The 20,099-nt window shown below is 75.5% G+C and carries 19 protein-coding genes and 1 riboswitch; of the genes, 9 read left to right on the top strand and 10 right to left on the bottom strand.

Annotation, left to right across the window (positions count from 1 at the left end):
- Positions 1 to 21: 21 nt before the first annotated feature.
- The gene (locus tag ACWGKI_RS06405; RefSeq protein ID WP_452185605.1) at positions 22 to 1,014 is read left to right on the top strand and encodes a LacI family DNA-binding transcriptional regulator; all 993 of its coding nucleotides are present in this window, start codon (positions 22 to 24) and stop codon (positions 1,012 to 1,014) included.
- Positions 1,015 to 1,040: 26 nt separating this feature from the next.
- On the opposite strand, the gene ACWGKI_RS06400 is transcribed toward ACWGKI_RS06405, so the two are convergent.
- Together ACWGKI_RS06400 and ACWGKI_RS06395 are read right to left on the bottom strand one after the other, a co-directional pair.
- A complete protein-coding gene (locus ACWGKI_RS06400) occupies positions 1,041 to 1,202 on the bottom strand; it encodes a hypothetical protein (RefSeq protein ID WP_380242702.1) in 162 nt (53 codons plus the stop codon).
- Between the two features lie 13 nt (positions 1,203 to 1,215).
- A complete protein-coding gene (locus ACWGKI_RS06395) occupies positions 1,216 to 1,956 on the bottom strand; it encodes a class E sortase (RefSeq protein ID WP_452185603.1) in 741 nt (246 codons plus the stop codon).
- A 110-nt stretch (positions 1,957 to 2,066) separates the two neighbouring features.
- Between ACWGKI_RS06395 and ACWGKI_RS06390 the strand changes: the two genes are divergently transcribed.
- Positions 2,067 to 2,747: a class I SAM-dependent methyltransferase gene (locus tag ACWGKI_RS06390; protein ID WP_452185601.1), complete on the top strand. Its 681-nt coding sequence runs from the start codon at positions 2,067 to 2,069 to the stop codon at positions 2,745 to 2,747.
- On the opposite strand, the gene ACWGKI_RS06385 is transcribed toward ACWGKI_RS06390, so the two are convergent.
- The 5 genes from ACWGKI_RS06385 to ACWGKI_RS06365 all read right to left on the bottom strand — a co-directional run bounded on the left by ACWGKI_RS06385 (position 2,737) and on the right by ACWGKI_RS06365 (position 6,751).
- Positions 2,737 to 3,015, bottom strand: a complete 279-nt coding sequence (locus ACWGKI_RS06385) for an acylphosphatase (protein WP_380242696.1) — start codon at positions 3,013 to 3,015, stop codon at positions 2,737 to 2,739. The genes ACWGKI_RS06390 and ACWGKI_RS06385 overlap by 11 nt on opposite strands.
- A gap of 68 nt (positions 3,016 to 3,083) precedes the next feature.
- Positions 3,084 to 4,529, bottom strand: a complete 1,446-nt coding sequence (locus ACWGKI_RS06380) for a hypothetical protein (protein ID WP_452185598.1) — start codon at positions 4,527 to 4,529, stop codon at positions 3,084 to 3,086.
- A gap of 115 nt (positions 4,530 to 4,644) precedes the next feature.
- Positions 4,645 to 5,292, bottom strand: coding sequence for a copper resistance CopC family protein (locus ACWGKI_RS06375; protein WP_452185596.1), 648 nt, complete (start codon positions 5,290 to 5,292; stop codon positions 4,645 to 4,647).
- A complete protein-coding gene (locus tag ACWGKI_RS06370; protein WP_452185594.1) occupies positions 5,289 to 6,038 on the bottom strand; it encodes a YcnI family copper-binding membrane protein in 750 nt (249 codons plus the stop codon). The genes ACWGKI_RS06375 and ACWGKI_RS06370 overlap by 4 nt, the downstream gene beginning before the upstream one ends.
- A 77-nt stretch (positions 6,039 to 6,115) precedes the next feature.
- Positions 6,116 to 6,751: a hypothetical protein gene (locus tag ACWGKI_RS06365; RefSeq protein WP_452185592.1), complete on the bottom strand. Its 636-nt coding sequence runs from the start codon at positions 6,749 to 6,751 to the stop codon at positions 6,116 to 6,118.
- A gap of 78 nt (positions 6,752 to 6,829) precedes the next feature.
- Positions 6,830 to 6,946, top strand: a riboswitch (TPP riboswitch).
- Between ACWGKI_RS06365 and ACWGKI_RS06360 the strand changes: the two genes are divergently transcribed.
- From ACWGKI_RS06360 to ACWGKI_RS06350, 3 genes are all read left to right on the top strand, one after another.
- Complete coding sequence (locus tag ACWGKI_RS06360; protein ID WP_452185590.1) at positions 6,937 to 8,634, top strand: bifunctional hydroxymethylpyrimidine kinase/phosphomethylpyrimidine kinase; 1,698 nt, start codon at positions 6,937 to 6,939, stop codon at positions 8,632 to 8,634. Its footprint overlaps the riboswitch before it by 10 nt.
- A 53-nt stretch (positions 8,635 to 8,687) precedes the next feature.
- Positions 8,688 to 10,727, top strand: coding sequence for an ABC transporter ATP-binding protein (locus ACWGKI_RS06355; protein ID WP_452185588.1), 2,040 nt, complete (start codon positions 8,688 to 8,690; stop codon positions 10,725 to 10,727).
- Positions 10,728 to 10,792: 65 nt separating this feature from the next.
- Positions 10,793 to 12,613 (top strand): ABC transporter ATP-binding protein, encoded by a 1,821-nt coding sequence (locus ACWGKI_RS06350; protein WP_452185693.1) that lies wholly within the window; start codon positions 10,793 to 10,795, stop codon positions 12,611 to 12,613.
- Between the two features lie 26 nt (positions 12,614 to 12,639).
- Here ACWGKI_RS06350 and ACWGKI_RS06345 read toward each other — a convergent pair whose 3' ends face one another.
- Positions 12,640 to 14,112: a lipase maturation factor family protein gene (locus ACWGKI_RS06345; RefSeq protein WP_452185691.1), complete on the bottom strand. Its 1,473-nt coding sequence runs from the start codon at positions 14,110 to 14,112 to the stop codon at positions 12,640 to 12,642.
- A 66-nt stretch (positions 14,113 to 14,178) separates the two neighbouring features.
- The gene (locus ACWGKI_RS06340) at positions 14,179 to 15,138 is read right to left on the bottom strand and encodes a LysR family transcriptional regulator (protein ID WP_452185586.1); all 960 of its coding nucleotides are present in this window, start codon (positions 15,136 to 15,138) and stop codon (positions 14,179 to 14,181) included.
- 94 nt (positions 15,139 to 15,232) lie between these two features.
- Here ACWGKI_RS06340 and ACWGKI_RS06335 point away from each other — a divergent pair, with 94 nt between their 5' ends.
- The 3 genes from ACWGKI_RS06335 (at position 15,233) to ACWGKI_RS06325 (ending at position 18,406) form a co-directional block, all read left to right on the top strand.
- On the top strand, positions 15,233 to 16,255 hold the full coding sequence (locus ACWGKI_RS06335; protein WP_452185584.1) for a threonine ammonia-lyase: 1,023 nt from the start codon (positions 15,233 to 15,235) through the stop codon (positions 16,253 to 16,255).
- A gap of 65 nt (positions 16,256 to 16,320) precedes the next feature.
- Positions 16,321 to 16,941 (top strand): L-threonylcarbamoyladenylate synthase, encoded by a 621-nt coding sequence (locus ACWGKI_RS06330; protein WP_380242676.1) that lies wholly within the window; start codon positions 16,321 to 16,323, stop codon positions 16,939 to 16,941.
- A gap of 49 nt (positions 16,942 to 16,990) precedes the next feature.
- Positions 16,991 to 18,406: a UTP--glucose-1-phosphate uridylyltransferase gene (locus ACWGKI_RS06325; RefSeq protein ID WP_452185581.1), complete on the top strand. Its 1,416-nt coding sequence runs from the start codon at positions 16,991 to 16,993 to the stop codon at positions 18,404 to 18,406.
- A 65-nt stretch (positions 18,407 to 18,471) separates the two neighbouring features.
- Here ACWGKI_RS06325 and ACWGKI_RS06320 read toward each other — a convergent pair whose 3' ends face one another.
- A complete protein-coding gene (locus ACWGKI_RS06320; RefSeq protein WP_452185579.1) occupies positions 18,472 to 19,152 on the bottom strand; it encodes an IMPACT family protein in 681 nt (226 codons plus the stop codon).
- 75 nt (positions 19,153 to 19,227) lie between these two features.
- Between ACWGKI_RS06320 and ACWGKI_RS06315 the strand changes: the two genes are divergently transcribed.
- The gene (locus ACWGKI_RS06315) at positions 19,228 to 19,932 is read left to right on the top strand and encodes a tyrosine-type recombinase/integrase (protein ID WP_452185577.1); all 705 of its coding nucleotides are present in this window, start codon (positions 19,228 to 19,230) and stop codon (positions 19,930 to 19,932) included.
- The last annotated feature ends 167 nt before the right edge of the window (positions 19,933 to 20,099 follow it).

Below are 20,099 nucleotides of genomic sequence, written 5' to 3'. Positions count from 1 at the left end.
CATCCTGACGGGGGTGCGGCCGTGGTGACCATCCATGACGTCGCCCGGCACGTGGGCGTGTCGGCCGCGACCGTCTCGAACTACCTCAACCGGCCGGAGAAGGTGGCGCCCGCGACGACGGCGCGCATCCGCGCCGCCGTCGAGCAGCTCGGGTTCGTCCCCAGCCTGTCGGCACGCCAGCTGCGGTGGCAGCGGTCGGGCATCGTCGGCGTGTCGGTCATCAACGCCTCCAACCCGTTCTTCGCCGATGTCGTGCGCGCCGTCGAGCGTGTGGTCGCGCGGGCCGGCCTCACCCTCGTCACGGGCAGCACCCACGAGTCCCCGGACCAGCAGGAGCGCCTCGTCGCGCTGTTCGAGCAGCTGCGTTTCGACGGCATGGTCGTCGCCCCGTCGGACGCCCACATGGCGGGGCTGGTCGCGCGCAAGGACCGCGGCCAGCCGGTGGTCGTCGTGGACCAGCAGGACCCGGCGCAGCGGCTCTCGACGGTCTCGCTGCGCCACCGCGAGGGCGGGCGGCTGGCGGCGCAGCACCTGGTCGACGGCGGACGTCGCCGGTTGCTCGTCGCGACCGGGACCGCCCGCGTGCAGCAGACCCGGCGCCGTCTGCAGGGGGTGCGCGACGTGGTGGCGGCGACGCCCGGCGCGTCGCTGCGTGTCGACCACGCGGACGACCTGGGCCTCGACGAGGGGGCCGCGGTCGGGCGCCGGATCGCCGCGGCCGCGCCGGCCGACCGCCCGGACGCGGTGCTCGCCGGCAACGACACGCACGCGCTGGGTCTCGTGCGCGCCCTGCTCGACGGCGGGGTGCGCGTGCCGCAGGACGTGGCCCTCGTCGGGTACGACGACATCCCGTTCGCCACGACCGGCGCCGTCCCGCTGACCACGGTGCGCCAGCCCGCGGGGGCGATCGGCACCACCGCGGCCGAGATCCTGCTGCGCGAGATCGACCACCCCGGCACGGCGCGCGAGGAGGTGCTCTTCGACCCGGAGCTGGTGGTGCGGCAGAGCAGCTGACGCTGGGGTTCTCGGCCGACGGGTCCTCAGCCGACGGCGGGGTCGCCCTCCAGCAACGTCAGGTAGGGGGCGATCGCGGGGAACACCCACAGGAACAGGACCGCCACGACGGCGGCGACGAGCACCAGCGACTGCAGGACACGCCAGAACACGTTGCCCGGCAGGTGGCGGAAGATCCACGCGTACATGTCGACTCCTGCCTCAGCGGACCTGGTCGGGGGTGCCGTCGGCGCGGTCCATCCAGCCGACGAACTTCGCGTAGGTGATCCAGCGGTGGTCGTTGCCGTACTCGCCGAGCGTCAGGGAGTGGCACGTGGTGAGCGTGAGCAGCCGCTCCGTCGGCTTCTGGTCGGGATGGTGGGGGACCGGTGCCACGACGTCGACCTGGTCGGGGGTGACGATCTCGTGGCTGGTGACCTCGTAGACGTACCACGTCTTCGCCGTCTCGACGATGACCTGGTCGCCCTCCCGCAGCTCGTCGACGTGCCGGAACGAGTTGCCGTGGGTGCGCCGGTGGCCGGCGAGCGCGAAGTTGCCGATGTCGCCCACCTGCTGCGACGACTCGTAGTGGCCCGCCTTGGCCTGGTCGAGCACGTCCATGCCGGTGCCCTCGGCGATCGGCATGGCGTTGTTCGTCAGCCCGTACCAGCGGGGCACGATGAGGGTGCCGATCGTCTCGCCGTAGCCGGCCTTGTCGGGGACGGGCGGGTCGTCCGTGCGCAGCTCCGCCTTCGTGGGGTTGGCCGGTGGCAGCGTGGCGCGGAACTCCTGCACGGCTTCCTGCGCCTGGGCGTTCGCCTCCACCGAGGTCCACCACAGCTGCCAGACCACGAAGAGCCCGAGCACCACGCCCAGGGTGATGAGCAGCTCGCCGACGCCGCCCACCACGGCGCTGCCGACGCCTCGGCGGCGGGGGGGTCGGGCGTGGGTGGGACTCGTCACGTGCGCGATGGTACGTGGTCGTGCGGCCGGTCGCGGCCCGCGGGCGGTCCGGTGGGCACCCCGTGCCCCGAGGGATGTCGTGCGACGTCCGCGCGTGCCAGGGTGGACCGGTGACCAGCGACGACGGAGCCACGACCCCGCGCGCGGCGCGCCTGCGCCGACGGTGGGACCGCGAGGCGAACGGCTACGACCGCGCGTTCGCCGCGGTCGAGCGGCGGATGTTCCCCGACGTGCGCCGGGCGCTGTGCGGCCGCGCCGAGGGACGCACGCTCGAGGTGGCGGTGGGCACCGGGCTCAACCTGCCGCACTATCCCCGCGCGGTCGTCGCGGGGGACGGCGCGTACACCGGCGTCGAGTGGAGCCCGGGGATGCTGGACGTCGCGCGCCGCCGCGCCGCGGAGCTGGGCCTGGACGACCTCGACCTGCGCCTCGGCGACGCGCAGGACCTCGACCTGCCGACCGGCTCCTTCGACACCGTGGTCTGCACGTTCTCGCTGTGCGCGATCGGCGACGACCGCGCCGCGCTGGCCGAGATGACGCGGGTGCTGCGTCCGGGGGGCCGGCTCCTGCTGGCCGACCACGTCGCGTCGACCGTCTGGCCGGTGCGGGCGCTGCAGGTGGTGGCCGACGTGGTGAGCGTCCCGCTCGCGGGGGAGCACTTCGGCCGTCGTCCCGCGCGGTGGGTGGAGGACCGCGGGCTGCAGGTCGAGGCGCACGAGCGGTCTCGCGCCGGGGTCATCGAGGTCGTCGTGGCACGCGTGCCGACCGCGTCGCCAGGCGTCAGCCGCTGACCTCGAACGCCGTCTCGCCGCGCGTCGGCAGGTCCTCGACGTCGATGCCGGTGACGACGGCCGCGGTCGGGCCCGCACGCAGGAACTCGAGCATGGCGGCGACGGCCTCCTCCGTGCCCTCGACCTCGGCCTCGACGGTGCCGTCCGGGAGGTTGCGGACCAGTCCTGCGACGCCCGCCCGGAGCGCAGCCTGGCGGGCGGCCCAGCGGAACCCGACGCCCTGCACGCGGCCGTGCACCCGCACGCGGCGTCGCACCGTGGTGGTCATCCCGTCCTCCTTCGCACCGCACGGCGTCGGTGGCACGCACCGTCCGTCGCGCCAACCCGCCGGACCGGTCAGTCGAACATGTCCCCGAGGTCCCCGACGTCGTCGAGGATCCCGCCGAGCACCATCCCGCCCAGCACGGCGCCGAAGACGTCCGAGCCGCTCCGGCCCCCGCGACGGCGGTCACCCTGCCAGCCGCCGTCGTACCCGCCGTACCCGCCGTTGTAGCCCCCGTCCCACCGCTGCCCCTGGCCGGCGCGTGCGATGTCGCGGTGAGCCAGCGTCGCGGCCTCCGCGGCCAGGGCGGCACCCCGCCGCGCCGCCGAGAACGCGCGCTCGGGGTCGTCGGCGGTGCGCGCCTGCGCCACCTCGCGCTCGGCCTCCGCGAGGCGCGTGCGCGCGTCCGGCCCCACGGGTGCGCGGTAGTCGTCGACGACGGACCGCGCGGCCACGAGCTGCCGCTCCGCGTCGTCGAGCGCGGGACCGAGGCGGGCGACGGCCCGCCGGACGCGCTCGTCACGCTCTGCCCGCTCGGCCACCGCGTCGTCGAGCGCGGTGTTGGCCTCGCGCACGCGGGTCAGCGCGTCGACCGGGTCGCCCGGCTCGCCGGGGGCGGGCAGCGCCGCGAGGGCGCTCTCCAGCGCGTCGACCGCCCCGTCGATCCGGCCCGCCCGCTCCGCGGCCGGCAGGGCGCGCGCCTGGGCGAGCTCAGTCCGCGACTCGGCGACGATCGCCCCCAGGGCCGCCTCGGCGCGCAGCGCCTCGGCCTCGTAGTCGTCGACGGCGCGCAGCAGGCCCTCCGCGCGGCGCACGGCCTCCTCGGCCGCCCGCGCTGCGGCGCCGGCCTCGGCCACCTGCTGGGTCGTCAGCCGCTTGCGCGCCGCGGCCGCGCTGCGGCCCGCGAACTCGAGGAGCCGCTCCGCCTGGTCCGGGTTGTCCGCGACGGGCAGGAGCGCCCGCTCGGCGTACTGGCCCCGCAGCCGCTCGAGGTCCGCGCGCGCGGCGGGGATGGCCTCGCGCACCCGCGCCAGCTCGCCGTCCACGCGGGCGACGACGTCCGGCGTCGCCCGCACGGTCTGCCGCAGCCCGGCCAGGCCGCGGTCGAGCTCGTCCAGGGAGCCGCCGGCCGAGCGGCACAGGTCGACGACCCGCGCCGACCACTCCTGCCGCTGCTCGTCGGTGTCCGGCATCTCGTCGTGCAGCAGCTGGTTGAGGTGGAACGCCTCGCCGAGACGCTCCCGCGCCCGCCGCAGGGACGGGGCGAGGTCGCGGGTCTCGCGCTCACCGAGCTCGGCCACCGCGAACGCGAGCTCGTCCTCCGCGAGGCGGGCCCGCTCGTCGGTGCGCACCAGCGCCGAACCGGCCTCCGCGCCGAGCCGACCCAGCTCCGCCTCCCGCGCCGACACCCGCTGGCGTGCGGCGCTCCGGCGGCGCGCCGCCCACACGGCCACCGCCGTCACCAGCACCACCACCACGACGACGCCCGTCGCGATCCCGACGATCTGCCCCGCATCCATGGTCGGCATCGTAGGCGGCGTCCGCCCGGCGTGGAGAGCCGGGGGCGACGCGACCGGGCGTCTGCCCGACCACGTCGCCCCCGGTCGTCCTTCGCACAGGTCCGGGCGGGTCGCGTCAGCCGCGCCGGCGCGCCACGCGCAGCGCCACGAGGACGGCAGCGCCCGCGAGGACCACCACCCCGCCCGCGATGCCGAGCACCACGACCAGGTCCGACGCCCCGCCCTCGTCCGCGCCGGCCCCGGCGTCCTGGCCGTCGGGCTGCGCCGCCGACGCGCCGCAGGCCTCCGACCCCGCTGCCGGGGACGCCGGTGACGTCGGGTCGGCCGGGGACGACCCGGCCGGCGGGTCGTACGTGAACGAGAACTTCCCGCTGGTCGGGTGACCGTCGGCCGACACGATGCGCCAGTCGACGGTGTACGTGCCCGCCGGACCGAGCGACACCGGCACCGACACCGTCCGGTCCTGGGTGGTGGGGCACCCGGTGGCGCGCTCGGCTCCGGCGGGATCCGTCACCGAGACCACGGTGCTGGACCCGTCCGCGGACAGGTTCAGCACGACGTCGTCGAACGTGATGTCGACGGTGTCAGGCACTTGGGTGACCGTGGAGCCCGCCTCGGGGGTCGAGCCGACCACGACGTTGTGGGCGCTCGCGGGCGCGGCCGCGCCGACCGCGCCGGCCAGGGCGAGCCCGAGCGCACCGATGCCCGCGAGCAGCGTGCGCCGGGCTCCGCCGCGGCGCGCGTCCCGTCCGCGCGGCGTCACCGCTGCGCCGTCCGGGTCCGCGTGCGGGCCAGTGCGACGACACCCGTCACGGCGCCCACGAGCCCGAGGCCGAGCCCGGCGGCGCCCAGCGCGAGGGGCAGCGTGTCGTCCGACCCGTCACCGGCGTCGGCCGTGGCCGCCGTGCCCCCCGTGCCCGCCGACGCGGCGTCCCCGTGCCCGCCCTCGGTGGTCGCAGGCTCGACGTGCAGCACCGGAGCGGGGTGCTCGGGCTCGGTGTCGCCGGTCGCCTCCTGGTCCCACTGGACGACCTCCCCGTCGGAGTACGTCTGCGTGGCCGGCAGCGTGAGGGCGTCGACCCCCTCGGGGACGGCTCCCGCCGACACGGTGAAGCGGAGGAACTCGCCCGGCGCGATGGCGGCGTCGGCGTCGTCGGCGGTCCACACCACGGCCGCGGGCGCCTCGGTGACCTCGGTGCCGTGCACCTCGACGGGCTCGGGCAGGGGAGCCTGCGTGACCTTCGCGGTCCAGCCCGGCACCGGCTCGACCGACACGCTGGTGAACGGGGTGTCGGACGGCAGGGTGACCTTCACCCGGGTGGTCGAGGCGTCGGCGGACTCGTTGGGGACCTTGAAGGTCAAGGTGGCGTACGCGCCGGCCTCGGCCGAGTCGGGCGTCACCGTCACGTGCGCCGACGCGGCGCCGGCCGCCAGCACGAGCGCGGGGAGGGCGAGGGCGGCGGTGCCGGCGAGGCGGCGCGTGCGCCGGGCAGGGGTGGTCGTGGACATGGCTGTCTGCTCCAGAGTGTCGAGAGTCGTGGGACGACGAGGGACCTGCCCTCGTCCGACCTCGGACCAGGGCAGGCTCAGGCGGCGCGCAGGAGGGCGCCGGACAGCCGCGGGGGCCCGCGAGGCGCGGGGCGGCGGCGGGCGTTCCCGGGTCGCGGGCTCCAGGTTGCGGCGCTGACGACCGTCCGCCGGCGTGCCACGGGCAGCGCCGGCGCGCTCTGCACCAGGACGGCGACGTGCCGCAGGTGGGCGACGACGTTGGCGGCGGCCCGGTCACCGGCCGCGAGCAGCAGGGCCGTGAGCACGACGGCGGCGGCGTGCGCGGCGAGCATCCAGGAGGCCGTCCCGCCCACGGCGGCGTGGTGATGGAGCATCGCGGCGGTCGCCGGCGGCAGGGAGCCAGGGCCGAGGTCGTGGGCGGCGTGCCCCGTCAGGGCGGTGGCCGAGCCGGTCCCGCCGCCGCCCGCGCCGAGGACCGACAGCGCGGTGTGCTGCACGAGCTGTAGCGCGACCATGGCGGGCAGCAGGCGGCGCAGCGTCAGGCGACGGCGCGCGGTCCACACGGCCAGCGGCGCGGACAGCGCCAGGACGACCAGCCAGGCCAGGGGGGTGCCGGGCAGCGTGCCACCGGCCACGAGGTGCGCGGCGGCCGCGATGCTGAGCGTCGTGCCGGTGACGAGAAGCTCGCGCACACGACGGACGACCACGGACACCCCCGCACCCTATCCCGGGCGGGGGAGCTCCCTGGCGGACGGGCGAGCGGTCCCCGCGGGCGGTGGGCTACCGTGACGCCGAACGACACGGGGTGCCTCTCGCCCGTCGGCCCCGGCCGGCGACGAGACGCTGAGATCACACCCGTCGAACCTGATCTAGCTCGTACTAGCGAAGGGATGTCGACATGAGCGTGCGCGCGCGTCACGACAGCTCCGACTCCACCGAGGTCTCCACCGGCGTGGGCTGCGGCCCGCTCGCCGCCACCACAGCCGCCCCTCGCCGGCCCCGCGTGCTCGCGGTCGCCGGCTCCGACCCGTCGGGGGGAGCCGGGATCCAGGCGGACCTCAAGGCCGTCGCAGCGGCCGGGGGGTACGGGATGGCGGCGCTCACCGCGCTGACGGCGCAGAACACCCGGGGCGTGCGCGGCGTGCACGTCCCGCCGGCGGAGTTCCTCACCGCGCAGCTCGAGGCGGTGGCCGACGACGTGGCGATCGACGCCGTGAAGATCGGCATGCTCGCGTCCGCGCCCGTCGCGCGCGCCGTGGGGGCCTGGCTGGACGGGCTGCCGCGCGGCGCCACGTCGTCGCGCCCCCCGGTGGTGCTGGACCCGGTGATGGTGGCCACCAGCGGCGACCGTCTGCTCGACGCGGCGGCCGAGCGTGCGGTGCGGGACCTGCTGCCCCGGGTCGACGTCGTCACCCCGAACCTGCCGGAGCTCGCCGTGCTCGCCGAGGAACCGCCCGCCGCCGACTGGGCCGCGGCGCTCCGGCAGGCGCGGCGTCTCGCCGCCCGGTACGACGTGCTCGTCCTCGCCAAGGGCGGGCACCTCGACGGGTCCCGCGCGCGTGCCGGTGCCGACGCCGGCGCGCCGGACGCGCTCGTGGGCCCGGACGGCGTGCTGGTCGAGGTCCCGGGCGAGCGCGTCCGCACCACGGCCACGCACGGGACGGGCTGCTCGCTGTCCAGCGGCCTGGCCGTCCGGTACGTCCGCACCGGCGACTGGGCCGAGGCCCTGCGTGGCACGAAGGCGTGGCTCACCGCGGCGATCCGTGCGGGGGAGGCGCTGCGGGTCGGCGCCGGGCACGGTCCGGTCGACCACCTGGCGGGCAGCACGTCGTCCGGCGCCGTGGCTCCCGAGCCGGCTCCAGCACCGGCTCCAGAACCAGACGGTGGCCCGGCGGGGCGGGACGTCGTCGCGCGCTGGTGGGACCACGCGGCACCCGTGCGTGCGGCCGTCGACGACCTGCCCTTCGTGCGTGCTCTCGGTGACGGGTCGCTCGCCCCCGGGCACTTCCGCACCTACCTGGAGCAGGACGCGATCTACCTGCGCGAGTACGCGCGCTGCCTCGCCCGCGCCAGCCAGCTCGCACCCACCCGCGCCGAGCAGGCCTTCTGGGCGGGCGGGGCCCACGGTGCGCTCGTCACCGAGCTCGACCTGCACACGCGCTGGCTGGGGGGCGAGCCCCGGGACGTCCCGGCCAGCGCCACCACGGCCGCCTACCTGGAGCACCTGCGTGCCGCCGGCGACGACTACGCGGCCCTCGTGGCGGCCGTCCTGCCCTGCTACTGGATCTACCAGGACGTCGGCGAGCGGCTGGCGGCCCTGGACCGCCCGGGCCATCCGTACTCGGCCTGGCTGGGCACGTACGCCGACGAGGCGTTCGCCGCCGCGACCCGGCAGGCCGTCGCGATCCTCCGCCGTGTCGCCGGCGCTGCCGGCCCGGTCGTCCAGGAGCGGATGGCCGCAGCCTTCCACGGGTCGTGCAGGCACGAGCTGGCGTTCTTCGACCAGACCGGGCAGCGCGAGCAGGGCGACGTTCCGGGGCAGGACGCGGCGCTCCCGGCACGCCGGACGACGGTAAGCGGTGTCCCGATCGGGTGACATGCCGGGTGACCGGGGCAAGGGTGTCGGCGGCCGGTGAGAGAATGACTGTGATGCCCGACACCACGCGCGCACCGCGCAGCAGCAGCCGAGGCGCCAGCAGCGCCGATCCCTCCGACAGTCCCCGGAGGAGCTCCGCCTCCTCCGCATCCCGTCGACCCGCTGCGCCCGGCACCCCGCCGGGCGGGTCCGCCGGCCCGCCCGGCGCAGCCGCCCCCGCCGCACCCGCGGGCTCCGAGCTCTCGACGATCGCGTCCGTCCGGCGGCTCTACCCGTACGTCCGGCCGGCCGTGCCCCGCCTCGTCGGCGGCCTGTTCTCCGCGCTGGGCGCCAGCCTCGCGGCGCTCGCGATCCCGCGCGTGCTCCAGGAGCTCGTCGAGGGCCCGCTCGCCGAGGGCGCCGCGGCGCACGACCTCGGCGCCCTCGTGGTCCCCGTCGTCCTCGTCCTCGTGCTCGGCGTCGCCGAGGCCGGCTTCGTCCTGCTGCGCCGCAACCTCGTGATGTACCCCGGCACGCGGATCGAGGCGGAGATGCGCATGTCGCTCTTCCGCCACCTGCAGGACCTGCCGGTCGCCTTCCACGACCGGTGGCCGGGCGGCCAGCTGCTCAGCCGCATCATGGGCGACCTCGGCCTGCTGCGCCGCTGGCTGATCTTCGGCCTCCTGCAGCTCGTGGTCAGCGCCGTGACGATCGTCGTCGGCGTCGGGATCCTCTTGGCCACCGCCGGCTGGCTCGGCCTCGTGTACCTCGCGGGCGCGATCCCCGTCACGGTCATCGCGTTCCGCTTCTCGCGCCGCTACCGCGTCATCGCGCGGCTGTCGCAGGACCAGTCGGGCGACCTCGCCACCACCGTCGAGGAGTCGGTGCACGGCATCCGCGTCCTCAAGGCCTTCGGCCGCGGCCGCGACGCCCTCGAGTCGTTCACCGACCAGGCCGAGGAGCTGCGGCAGACCGAGATCCGCAAGGCGGGCAACCAGGCCACCGTCACCACCGCGCTGCAGCTCATCCCCGAGATCACCCTCGCGGTGTGCCTCGTGCTCGGCACGGTCCTGGCCGCGCAGGGCCAGATCACGGTCGGCAGCCTCGTCGCGTTCTTCCTCACCGCCGCCGTGATCAACGGCCCGGTGATCGACCTCGGCATGACGCTCTCGATGACGCTGAACGCCCGGACCGCGGTCGACCGCTTCTTCGAGGTCATGGAGACCCCGAACCCGCTCGCCGACCCCACCGACCCCGTCGACGTCGGCGAGTCCCACGGCCGGCTGGAGCTGCGCGACGTGTCGTTCCGGTACGAGGACTCCGCCCACCCCGTGCTCGAGCACGTCGACCTCGACCTGGCCGTCGGCACGACCACCGCCCTCGTGGGGCTCACCGGCTCCGGCAAGTCCACCCTCGCGATGATGGTGCCGCGCATCTTCGACGTCACCGGCGGCGAGGTCCTGCTCGACGGCGTGGACGTCCGGCGCATGCGTCGCCACGACGTGCGACGCGCCGTGGCGGTCGCCTTCGAGGACCCGACGCTGTTCTCCGCGTCCGTGCGGGACAACGTGCTGCTCGGCGTCCCCGAGGAAGGACCGGAGGCCGTGCCCGAGACCGAACGGGAGCGTCGCCTGCACGAGGCCCTCGAGGTGGCCCAGGCCGGCTTCGTCGCCGACCTGCCGCAGGGGGTCGAGACGCGGATCGGGGAGGAAGGGCTGTCCCTGTCCGGCGGGCAGCGCCAGCGCCTCGCCCTCGCCCGCGCCATCGCCGCCCGACCCGCCGTGCTCGTGCTCGACGACCCGCTGTCCGCGCTCGACGTCGCGACCGAGGAAGCCGTCACCACCCGGCTGCGGGCCGTGCTCGACCGCACCACGAGCCTCGTCATCGCCCACCGCCCCTCCACCGTGGCGCTCGCGGACCGCGTCGCGGTGCTCCAGGACGGGCGGATCACGGCCGTGGGCACCCACAGCGACCTGCTCGCGACGGACGCCCACTACCGGCACGTCATCTCCAGCCTCGAGCAGGACTGGGAGGAGTGCGCCGAGCACGCCGACCGGGAGCCGTCCGAGCAGACCCAGACCGAGCAGACCCAGACCGAGGAGGTCAACCGGTGAGCCGCCCCACCACGCCCGGTCCCGCTGGTCCCGCCGATCCCGCCCAGCCCGCCGACGCCGCCGACGTGACCGACGCGCGCCGTCGTCCCACCGACGCGACCTCGGACGACGCCACCCGGCTCGACAAGGAGACCTCGCGCGCCGTCCGGTCCCGCTCGATGCGTCTGCTCGGCGAGATGCTGCGGCCCCGACGCGGCGCCCTCGGCGTCGCCGGCGTCCTGGTCGTCGCCTCCACGCTCGGCCAGGTGGCCGGTCCGTGGCTCGTGTCCCTCGCGATCGACGAGGCCGTGCCCGACCTGATGGACGGCGACGTCGGCACCCTGGTGCTGGTCGGCTCCGCCTACCTCGTCGCGGCCGTCGTGGGCGGCCTGTGCGCCGGCGCGTACGTGCGGCAGGCGGCGCGCATCGCCCAGGGGGTGCTCCTGGACCTGCGCCGGCGGGTGTTCCGGCACACGCAGCTGCTCAGCCTGGAGTTCCACGAGTCGTACACGTCGGGCCGCATCATCAGTCGCCAGACGTCCGACCTCGAGGCGCTGCGCGAGCTGCTCGACGGCGGTCTCACGGGCGTCGTGTCCTCGCTGATGCTCATGGTCTTCACGGGCCTGAGCCTGTTCCTGCTCGACTGGCGCTCGGGCCTCGTGCTGGCCGTCGCCCTCGTCCCGGCCTGGCTCCTGACCCGCTGGTTCCAGAAGCACTCCCAGGTCTTCTACCGCGAGCAGCGCACGACGTCCGCCCGGCTCATCGTGAAGTTCGTCGAGACGATGACGGGCATGCGGGCCGTCCAGGCGTTCCGCCGGGAGTCGACCACCGAGGCCGAGTACGACAAGCTCGGCGAGGAGTACCGCGACGCCAACCTGCGGATCTTCAGCGTCAACGGCCGCTACCAGCCGGGCCTGGTGCTCATCGGCAACGTGGCGGTCGCCCTGGCCCTCGCCGTGGGCGGGTGGCGCGTGTTCTCCGGCGCTCTCGACGTCGGCGTGCTCGTCGCCGCCCTGCTGTACGTGAAGCGGTTCTTCCAGCCCATCCAGCAGCTCGGCATGTTCTACAACTCGTTCCAGTCCGCCACGGCCGCGCTGGAGAAGGTGTCCGGGCTGCTGGCCGAGGAGCCGACGGTGGTCGAGCCCCGCCGTCCGGTGTCGCTGCCGCACGCGCGAGGCGCCCTGCACCTGCAGGACGTCACGTTCCGCTACGGCGACGGCCCGGTGGTGCTGCCCGACCTCGACCTCGCCATCCCGGCGGGGCAGACCGTCGCGCTGGTGGGGACCACGGGCGCCGGCAAGTCCACCCTCGCGAAGCTCGTCACCCGGTTCTACGACGCGAGCGAGGGCCGGGTGCTGCTCGACGGCGTGGACGTGCGCGACCTGTCGACCCCGGACCTGCGGCGCGCCGTGGTCATGGTGACGCAGGAGGCGTACCTCTTCAGCGGGTCCGTGCGGGAGAACATCGCGCTCGGCCGGCCGGGCGCCCCGCAGGCCGACATCGAGGCGGCGGCCCGGGCCGTCGGGGCGCACGAGTTCATCATGGACATGCCCGAGGGGTACGACACCGACGTGAACAAGCGCGGCGGGCGCGTGTCCGCCGGGCAGCGGCAGCTGCTCTCCTTCGCGCGCGCGTTCCTCGCCGACCCCGCGGTGCTGGTCCTCGACGAGGCGACCTCGTCGCTCGACATCCCCGGCGAGCGGCTGGTGCAGCACGGCCTGCAGACGTTGCTGGCCGACCGGACCGCGATCATCATCGCGCACCGCCTGTCGACGGTGGCGATCGCCGACCGCGTGCTCGTGATGGAGCACGGCCGCGTGATCGAGGACGGGACGCCCGCCGACCTGGCCGCGGGGGACGGGCACTACGCCGCCCTCAACGCCGCCTGGCAGGACTCGCTGGTCTGACGGCCACCGTCGCGGTCACCGTCCCGTCACCGCAGCCGCGACAGGGCCGTCAGGTCCACCGGGTCGACGAGCGTCGCCAGCTCGTGGCGCACCCACCAGGCGCCCGAGCGGCGGCGCTCGTCGCGCGTCGTGAAGCGGTAGCGGTACAGCCGCATGCGCACCCAGCGGGGTGCGGCCCCGTCGAACGGGTCGCGCCGCAGCAGGCGCAGGGTGGCCGGGTCGGCCTCCAGGAGCCGCAGGCACAGGCGCGCGATCCACGGGCCGGAGGCGCCCAGCGGCACGAACCACAGGACCCAGTCGAGCCGCAGGTGGTACGGCGCCACCTGCGGCGGGCGACGGTCGACCGCGCCGGGCTTGCCGCGGAACCCGTACTCGCGCCAGTCGTCGGGTCCGGGGTGGTCCGCCAGGGTGCCCTCGACCACCACCTCGTCCCGGCGGCGGGTGACGCTGCCGAACGCCCCGTACGCGTTGACGAGGCGCAGAGGCTCGAAGCTCGCGTTCATCTTCTGGTGCCGGGACGCGAGGTTGAGCGCGGGCCGCACGGACAGGGCGGCCAGCAGCAGGGCGACCACCGCCACGACGACCAGGTACCCGGCCGGCGTGCCCGGCACCGGCACGGGAGCCGCCGCGCCGAGCCCGCCGAGCAGGGCGTCCCACACGCCGTCGGACACCGCGGCCGCACCCAGGACGATCGTGGCCCAGTTCAGCCACGCGAAGTTGCCGGTGAGGACGAGCCACCCCTGCGTCAGCACGACGACGCCGCCCGCGACGCTCGGCAGGGGCTGCGGCAGCCACAGCAGCCACGGGACGAGCAGCTGCGTCACGTGGTTGCCCACCACTTCCGTGCGATGCCACCAGCGCGGCAGGTGATGGGCGTGCCAGCTGAACGGCCCGGGCATGGGCTGCGTCTCGTGGTGGTAGTCGAGGGCGGTGAGGTCGCGCCACGCCGGATCGCCGCGCCACTTGATCAGGCCGGCGCCCAGCTCCACCCGGAACAGCAACCACCGCGCCGCCAGGACCAGCAGGAACGGCACGGGCACCGCCGGCGACCCGAACCATGCCGCGAGGAACGCCAGCTCGCACAGCAGGGTCTCCCAGCCGAAGCCGTAGAAGCGCTGCCCCACGGAGACGACCGAGAGGTACGCCGCCCACAGCCCCAGCAGCACCAGCGTCGTGACCCACCAGGGACCCGCCTGCGGCAGCCCGACGACGACAGCCGCGGCGCCCGCCGTACCGAGGCCCGCGACCACCACGAGAAAGCGGTCCGAGTAGTGCGCGTGGAACAGCGAGGGAGCCTGGCGGAACCGGACCCGTGCCGTGAACGCCGGCACGGGCAGCAGCCCACGCTCCCCGAGCAGAGGGCGGAACTGCGCGAGGGCCTGCACGAACGCCAGGCACAGCAGGACCGCGACGCCGCGCTGCAGCACCTCGCGCGCGACGTCGTAGTCCGTGGTGGCCCACCACCCCTCGAACCAGGTCGCGAGCCCCGGCGGAAGCACGGAGGGGAGCCCGGGGGACGGCTCGGCGGGCGGCGCGGCCAGGAGCTGCGCAGGCACCACCCCACGCTAGTCGCGGCCGGCGCCGCCCGCCTCGACCAGCCGCTGGACCAGGGCGTGCGCCGCCGGCGTAGGCGCCCCCACGGTGAGCGCGAGCACCTGCCGCGTCGCACCCGGCAGGTGCTGCGCGACGACGTCGGGGTTGCGGTGCGCGCGCAGGGCCAGCGACGGCAGCAGGCTCACCCCCACGCCGGAGGCGACGAGCGCCTGGACGGCCACGTAGTCGTCGGTCTCGAACGCGATGCGAGGCGAGAAGCCCGCCGTCGCGCACCGAGCCACCAGGTCGGCACGGCAGCGCTCGCAGCCGGCGATCCACGCGGCGTCCCGCAGGTCCGTCAACGGTGGCGGGTCGGCGTCGGCCCCAGGTCCGTCGGCAGGCCCGTCGGCAGGCCCGTCGGCGGCCCGCCGGACCAGGGCGATCGGTTCCGTGTGGACGACGGTGACCTCGAACCGTGAGAGGTCCATCGCGGGGCGCGCGTGCCGGGAGTCGGTGTGCTGGAAGACGAGGGCGACGTCGACGTCACCGGCCTGGAGCGCGGCCACCGCCTCGGGCGGCTCGGCCTCGACCAGCCCGACGCCGAGACCGGGGTGCGCGGCACGCAGCCCGGCGACCGCGGCGGGCACGAGCGTCGCCAGCGCCGACGGGAACGCGGCCAGCCGGGCCCGCCCCGCGCGCAGCCCGGCGAGCGCGTCGAGCTCGCGGCGCGCGCCCTCGACCCGGCCCAGGATCTCCTCGGACCGCGCCGCGAGCAGCCGGCCGGCCTCGGTGAGGCGCACGCCGCGGCCCGCGCGCTGGAGCAGGGGGAGACCTGCCTCCGCCTCGAGCCGCGCGAGGTGGTGGCTCACGGACGGCTGCGCGTAGTGGAGCTCGCGGGCGGCGGCGGTCACCGAGCCGGTGCGCGCCACGGCGGCGAGCACGCGCAGCCGGGTGAGATCGAGGTGTGGCGGGGGAGCGGGTTCGACGGACACGGAGCCAGCCTACGACGACACATCGACAGTGCCTATGACGGGTAGTCAGAACAGGCATTGGACCTATCAGTCGTCCGCGCGCGATGCTGCCATGATGACGACCTCGACCTCCGTGCCCGGACCCCCGCCCTCCGGCGACGTGCCGGCGCCCCCGACGATGCGGGACGTGCTGGCCGCCGCGCGGCGGATCGACGGGCTCGTGGTCCGCACGCCGGCGCTGCGCCACCCGGAGCTCGACCGCGCGGCCGCCGCCGCGGGCGCGGCCGGCGTCGACCTCGTCGTCAAGCACGAGAACCTCCAGCACACCGGCGCGTTCAAGGTGCGCGGCGCGCTCAACCTCCTCCTGGGCTTCGAGGACCACGAACGTCGCCGCGGCATCGTCGCGTACTCGACCGGCAACCACGCGCAGGCCCTCGCGTACGCCGCCCGGCACACCGGCACCCCCTGCACGATCGTGATGCCCCACCACCCGAACCCGCTCAAGGAGCGCGCGGTGCGCGAGCTCGGTGCCGAGGTCCTGTTGTACGGCGAGACCTTCGACGACGCCCGCGAGCAGGCCGGTCGGGTCGCCGCCACCAGCGGCGCGCGGCTCGTGGGTGCCGCCAACGAGCCCGTCCTCGTCGCCGGCGTCGCGACGGCCACCCTCGAGCTCCTCGAGCAGGCCCCCGACCTCGACGTCCTCGTCGTCCCGGTCGGCGGCGGCTCCGGTGCCGCGGCCGCGTGTCTCGTCGCCGCCGCGCTGGAGCCCGGGCTCCGGGTGGTCGCCGTGCAGGCCGCCGCCTCCCCGGCCGCCCACGACTCCTGGCGCGCCGGCGAGCTGCGCACCGCCCCCAACTCCACGCGCGCCGAGGGGCTTGCCGTCGGGTGCGGCTTCGCGCTCACCCAGGCCGTGCTGCGCGACCGGCTCGCCGACTTCCTGCTCGTGGACGACGACGCGATCGCCGCCGCCCAGCGTGCCTACCTCACGGGTGCGCGCACCGTCGCCGAGGGTGCGGGCGCCGCGGCCCTGGCCGCCGTCCTCAGCCACCCGGGGCAGTTCGCCGGCCGGCGGGTGGGCGTCGTCTGCTCGGGCGGCAACGCGAGCGAGACCGAGCTGCGCCGCGCCCTGGCGGACTGACGGGCCCCGCGGGCGCGTCGCGTTCGCCGGGTGGGGGAGCGCGGCCCGGGGATACGCTTCCGGGCATGGCCCGCTACTTCGACGTCCACCCGGTCGACCCTCAGCCCCGGGCGGTCGGGCAGGTCGTCGCGATGCTGAACGACGGTGCGCTCATCGCCTATCCGACCGACTCCGGCTACGCCCTGGGCTGCCGGGTCGGTCAGCACGACGGCACCGAGCGGATCCGCCAGATCCGCCATCTCGACGCGGGCCACCACTTCACGCTCGTGTGCGCCGACTTCGCGCAGCTCGGACAGCTCGTGCGGCTCGACAACACGGCGTTCCGCGCCATCAAGTCCGCCACCCCCGGCCCCTTCACGTTCATCCTGCCGGCCACGGCCGAGGTCCCGCGGCGGCTCGCGCACCCCAAGAAGCGGACGATCGGTGTGCGTATCCCGTCCTCGCCGATCGTGCAGGCGCTGCTGCGCGAGCTGGGCGAGCCGCTGCTGTCGTCCACGCTGATTCTGCCCGACCAGGAGCAGCCGCTGACCGACGGGTGGCAGGTCAAGGAGGAGCTCGACCACGTGGTCGACGCCGTCGTCGACGGCGGCGAGGTGGTGGCCGAGCCCACCACCGTCGTCGACTGGTCGGAGGGATACCCCGAGGTCGTGCGCGTGGGCGCGGGCGACCCGTCCCGCTTCGAGTAGGGCGCGGACGGCCGCTCGGCGGCGCGCGGCCCCGGCTAGGGTGCTGCTCATGAGCGACCGCGGACTGGCCCTGGCCCGAGAGAAGATGACGGCGGAGGGCGTCGCCCCCGCCGCGATCGAGACCTTCACCCGCTTCTACCACCTCCTCGAGTCCGGCGAGACGGGCCTGGTGCGCGAGGCCGACGTCGACCCCCTGGTCGACCTGCCGCGGCACGCCGACCTCGACGTCTCGGACGCCGAGGCACGGGACGCGCTGGCCCGGACCGCGATCATCAAGCTCAACGGCGGGCTCGGCACGTCGATGGGCATGGACCGGGCGAAGTCGCTGCTGACGGTGCGGGACGACGCGCCGGGCGGCGGCGAGGACGGGCTGAGCTTCCTCGACGTCATCGTCCGCCAGGTGCGGGCCGCGCGAGAGGCCACGGGCGCCCGGCTGCCGCTGGTGCTCATGAACTCCTTCCGCACCCGCGACGACACGCTCGCCGCGCTCGCGCCGTACACCGACCTCGCCACCGACGACCTCCCCCTGGACTTCCTGCAGAACCGCGAGCCCAAGCTGCGCGCGGACGACCTCGAACCGGTCGAGTGGCCCGCGGACCCGACGCTCGAGTGGTGCCCGCCCGGTCACGGGGACCTGTACCCGGCGCTCCACGCCTCGGGCGTCGTGCGCGCCCTCCTGGACGCCGGCTTCCGGTACGCGAGCGTCTCCAACTCGGACAACCTGGGCGCCGCGCCCGACGGCGTGATCGCTGCCTGGTTCGCCGCCTCGGGCGCGCCCTACGCGGCGGAGATGTGCCTCAAGTCCCCGGCGGACGTCAAGGGCGGGCAGCTCGTGGTGCGCAAGAGCGACGGGCGCATCGTGCAGCGGGAGACGGCGCAGACCCACCCCGACGACGTCGAGGTGTCGCTGGACCCGTCGGTGCACCCGTACTTCCACACGAACAACCTGTGGTTCGACCTCGAGGCGCTGGCCGCGGAGCTCGAGCGCACCGGTGGCGTGCTGGAGCTGCCCCTGATCCGCAACGAGAAGACCGTGGACCCGACGGACGCGTCCTCGCCCGCCGTCGTGCAGATCGAGTCGGCGATGGGTGCGGCCGTGGCCGTGTTCGAGGGGGCCACGGCGATCGAGGTGGGGCGCGAGCGCTTCCTGCCCGTGAAGACGACGAGCGACCTGCTGCTCATGCGCTCGGACGTGTACGAGGTGACGGACGACTACCGGCTGGTCGCCCAGGTCGACGTGCCGCTGGTGACGCTGTCGAAGACCTACAAGACGATCTCGCGCTTCGACGAGCGCTTCGCGGCGGGGGCGCCGTCGCTGCGTGCCGCGACGTCGCTCACGGTCGACGGGGACTGGACGTTCGGTGCCGGGGTGCGTGCGGAGGGGGACGCCGCGCTGCCCGACGAGGGCCGACGCGCCGCCGTGCCCGACGGCGCCACCGTCACCGCCGAGGGCGTCACCCCCTGAGCGTTGTGGGTACGAAAATGGCGTGAATCCAGCTCAGAATTGTCGCCGTTTTCGTACCCACAGCGTCAGGCGGGGAGGTCGACGACGCGGTCGGCGCCCGGCTCGGGGACGAGGGCTCCGGCGGACGCCGCGGCGAGGTCGTCGCGGAGCCGGGGGAGCGCTGCGGGGGGCACCAGCAGGGCGAGCCGGGCGACGGCGGCGTACGTCGGCTGCTCGAGCACCGCGTCGTGCGTGGCGGCCCAGTCGCGCAGCAGGTGGTCCACCCGGCCGGCGTCGGCGTGGGGGACGTCCACGGTCACCTCGGTGCGCACCTCCCGGCGACGGAGCAGCCCTCCGGCCGCCGCGAGGTCGAGCGCCTCGGCGACCGCGCCGGAGTAGGCCCGCACCAGGCCGCCTGCGCCCAGCAGGACGCCGCCGAAGTAGCGCGTCACGACGGCCACGACGTCGGTCACGTGCCGTCGGCGCAGCACCTCGAGCATCGGCACCCCGGCGGTGCCGGAGGGCTCGCCGTCGTCGGAGGAGCGCTGTTGGTCGGCGTGCGTGCCGACGACGAGGGCGACGCAGTGGTGCCGTGCGTCCCAGAGCTCCTTGCGGAGCCGGGCGACGACGGCGTCCGCCTCCTCGACCGACACCACGGGCGCCACGTGCGCGAGGAAGCGGGACTTCTTCACCACCAGCTCGTGGTCGACTGCCGCGGCGAGGGTCCCGGGGAGCGGCGCGGGGGCGGGGCTGTCGCGGCTGCTCACCGCTCGAGGCTACGGCGTCGGGCGACACGCCGACGACCTCCCCATAAAAAGTGTGCCAAGCGCCAGGATCGACCCATGACGCAGCACCCTGAGACGTCCGCCGGCTTCCCCGACCCGCCTGCCGAACCTGCGGACGGGTCGCCCGTCGCGCGCTACCCGCGGCCGACCGTCTCGCTGGAGGAGGCGGAGTGGGTGTGGCGGGAGCTGTCGGTGGAGGCGCTGCGGCCAGGGGGCAAGCCCGAGGTGGTGCGCCTGGCCGTGATCGCCGGCCTCACGCGCGCGACGGGCGCCAGGTACGGCGACCTGCTGCGCGTGCGGGCGGAAGACCTCGACCTCGGCCCCGACGCTGCGGCGGCCAGCCGCCGGGGGCGGGTCGGGGGTGGGCGGGAGCCGGGGGAGGGGAGGGTGGTGCTGCGGCACGGCAAGCACCGCACGGTCCGCGAGCATCGCCTGCCGCCCGAGGTGGTGCTCGTGCTGCGCCACTGGATGGTGGTCCGCACGGAGCTCGCGGCCGAGCTGGAGGGCTCTGTCCCGCGGGCCCTGCTGCTGACCGTGCACCACACGCACGACCACGGCACGACGGTCGCCAGCGGGCTGCCCATCACCCGGCAGGGGCTGGTGCTGTCGTGGCGACGCTTCGTGCATCGGACCAACGCCCGGTACGGGGCGGTGCGGGCCCCGCTGCCGACACGCTTCGAGCAGGTGCGCCGCGCCTGGGTGGACGCGGGGGTGCCCGACCTCGGCCGAGAGATGCCTGCTCCCGAAGCTTCTGAAAAATAGTGTGCCAAGCGTCCTGACAGACCAAGGTGCTGCGCTGCACCGGAACAGACCCGAGCAGGGAAGACCGGGCGGCCCCGCCGGTCGGTGTCCTCGCCGACGTCGGTCGGTCGACGCGGACACGGGGCCCAGCACGTCGGAGGGGTGCCGCGGGTCGTCACCCGCGGCAC

The sequence above is a fragment of the Isoptericola sp. NPDC055881 genome (assembly GCF_053615895.1).
Note: the sequence above shows the minus strand (reverse complement) of the source record. Positions and strands in the feature narration are given on the sequence as shown.

Bases quoted from the DNA above. Each gene is read 5' to 3' on its own strand.
- ACWGKI_RS06400 (WP_380242702.1), bottom strand. From the start codon at position 1,202: ATGTACGCGTGGATCTTCCGCCACCTGCCGGGCAACGTGTTCTGGCGT.
- ACWGKI_RS06385 (WP_380242696.1), bottom strand. From the start codon at position 3,015: ATGACCACCACGGTGCGACGCCGCGTGCGGGTGCACGGCCGCGTGCAG.
- ACWGKI_RS06380 (WP_452185598.1), bottom strand. From the start codon at position 4,529: ATGGATGCGGGGCAGATCGTCGGGATCGCGACGGGCGTCGTCGTGGTG.
- ACWGKI_RS06370 (WP_452185594.1), bottom strand. From the start codon at position 6,038: ATGTCCACGACCACCCCTGCCCGGCGCACGCGCCGCCTCGCCGGCACC.
- ACWGKI_RS06360 (WP_452185590.1), top strand. From the start codon at position 6,937: ATGAGCGTGCGCGCGCGTCACGACAGCTCCGACTCCACCGAGGTCTCC.
- ACWGKI_RS06355 (WP_452185588.1), top strand. From the start codon at position 8,688: ATGCCCGACACCACGCGCGCACCGCGCAGCAGCAGCCGAGGCGCCAGC.
- ACWGKI_RS06335 (WP_452185584.1), top strand. From the start codon at position 15,233: ATGACGACCTCGACCTCCGTGCCCGGACCCCCGCCCTCCGGCGACGTG.
- ACWGKI_RS06330 (WP_380242676.1), top strand. From the start codon at position 16,321: ATGGCCCGCTACTTCGACGTCCACCCGGTCGACCCTCAGCCCCGGGCG.
- ACWGKI_RS06325 (WP_452185581.1), top strand. From the start codon at position 16,991: ATGAGCGACCGCGGACTGGCCCTGGCCCGAGAGAAGATGACGGCGGAG.
- ACWGKI_RS06315 (WP_452185577.1), top strand. From the start codon at position 19,228: ATGACGCAGCACCCTGAGACGTCCGCCGGCTTCCCCGACCCGCCTGCC.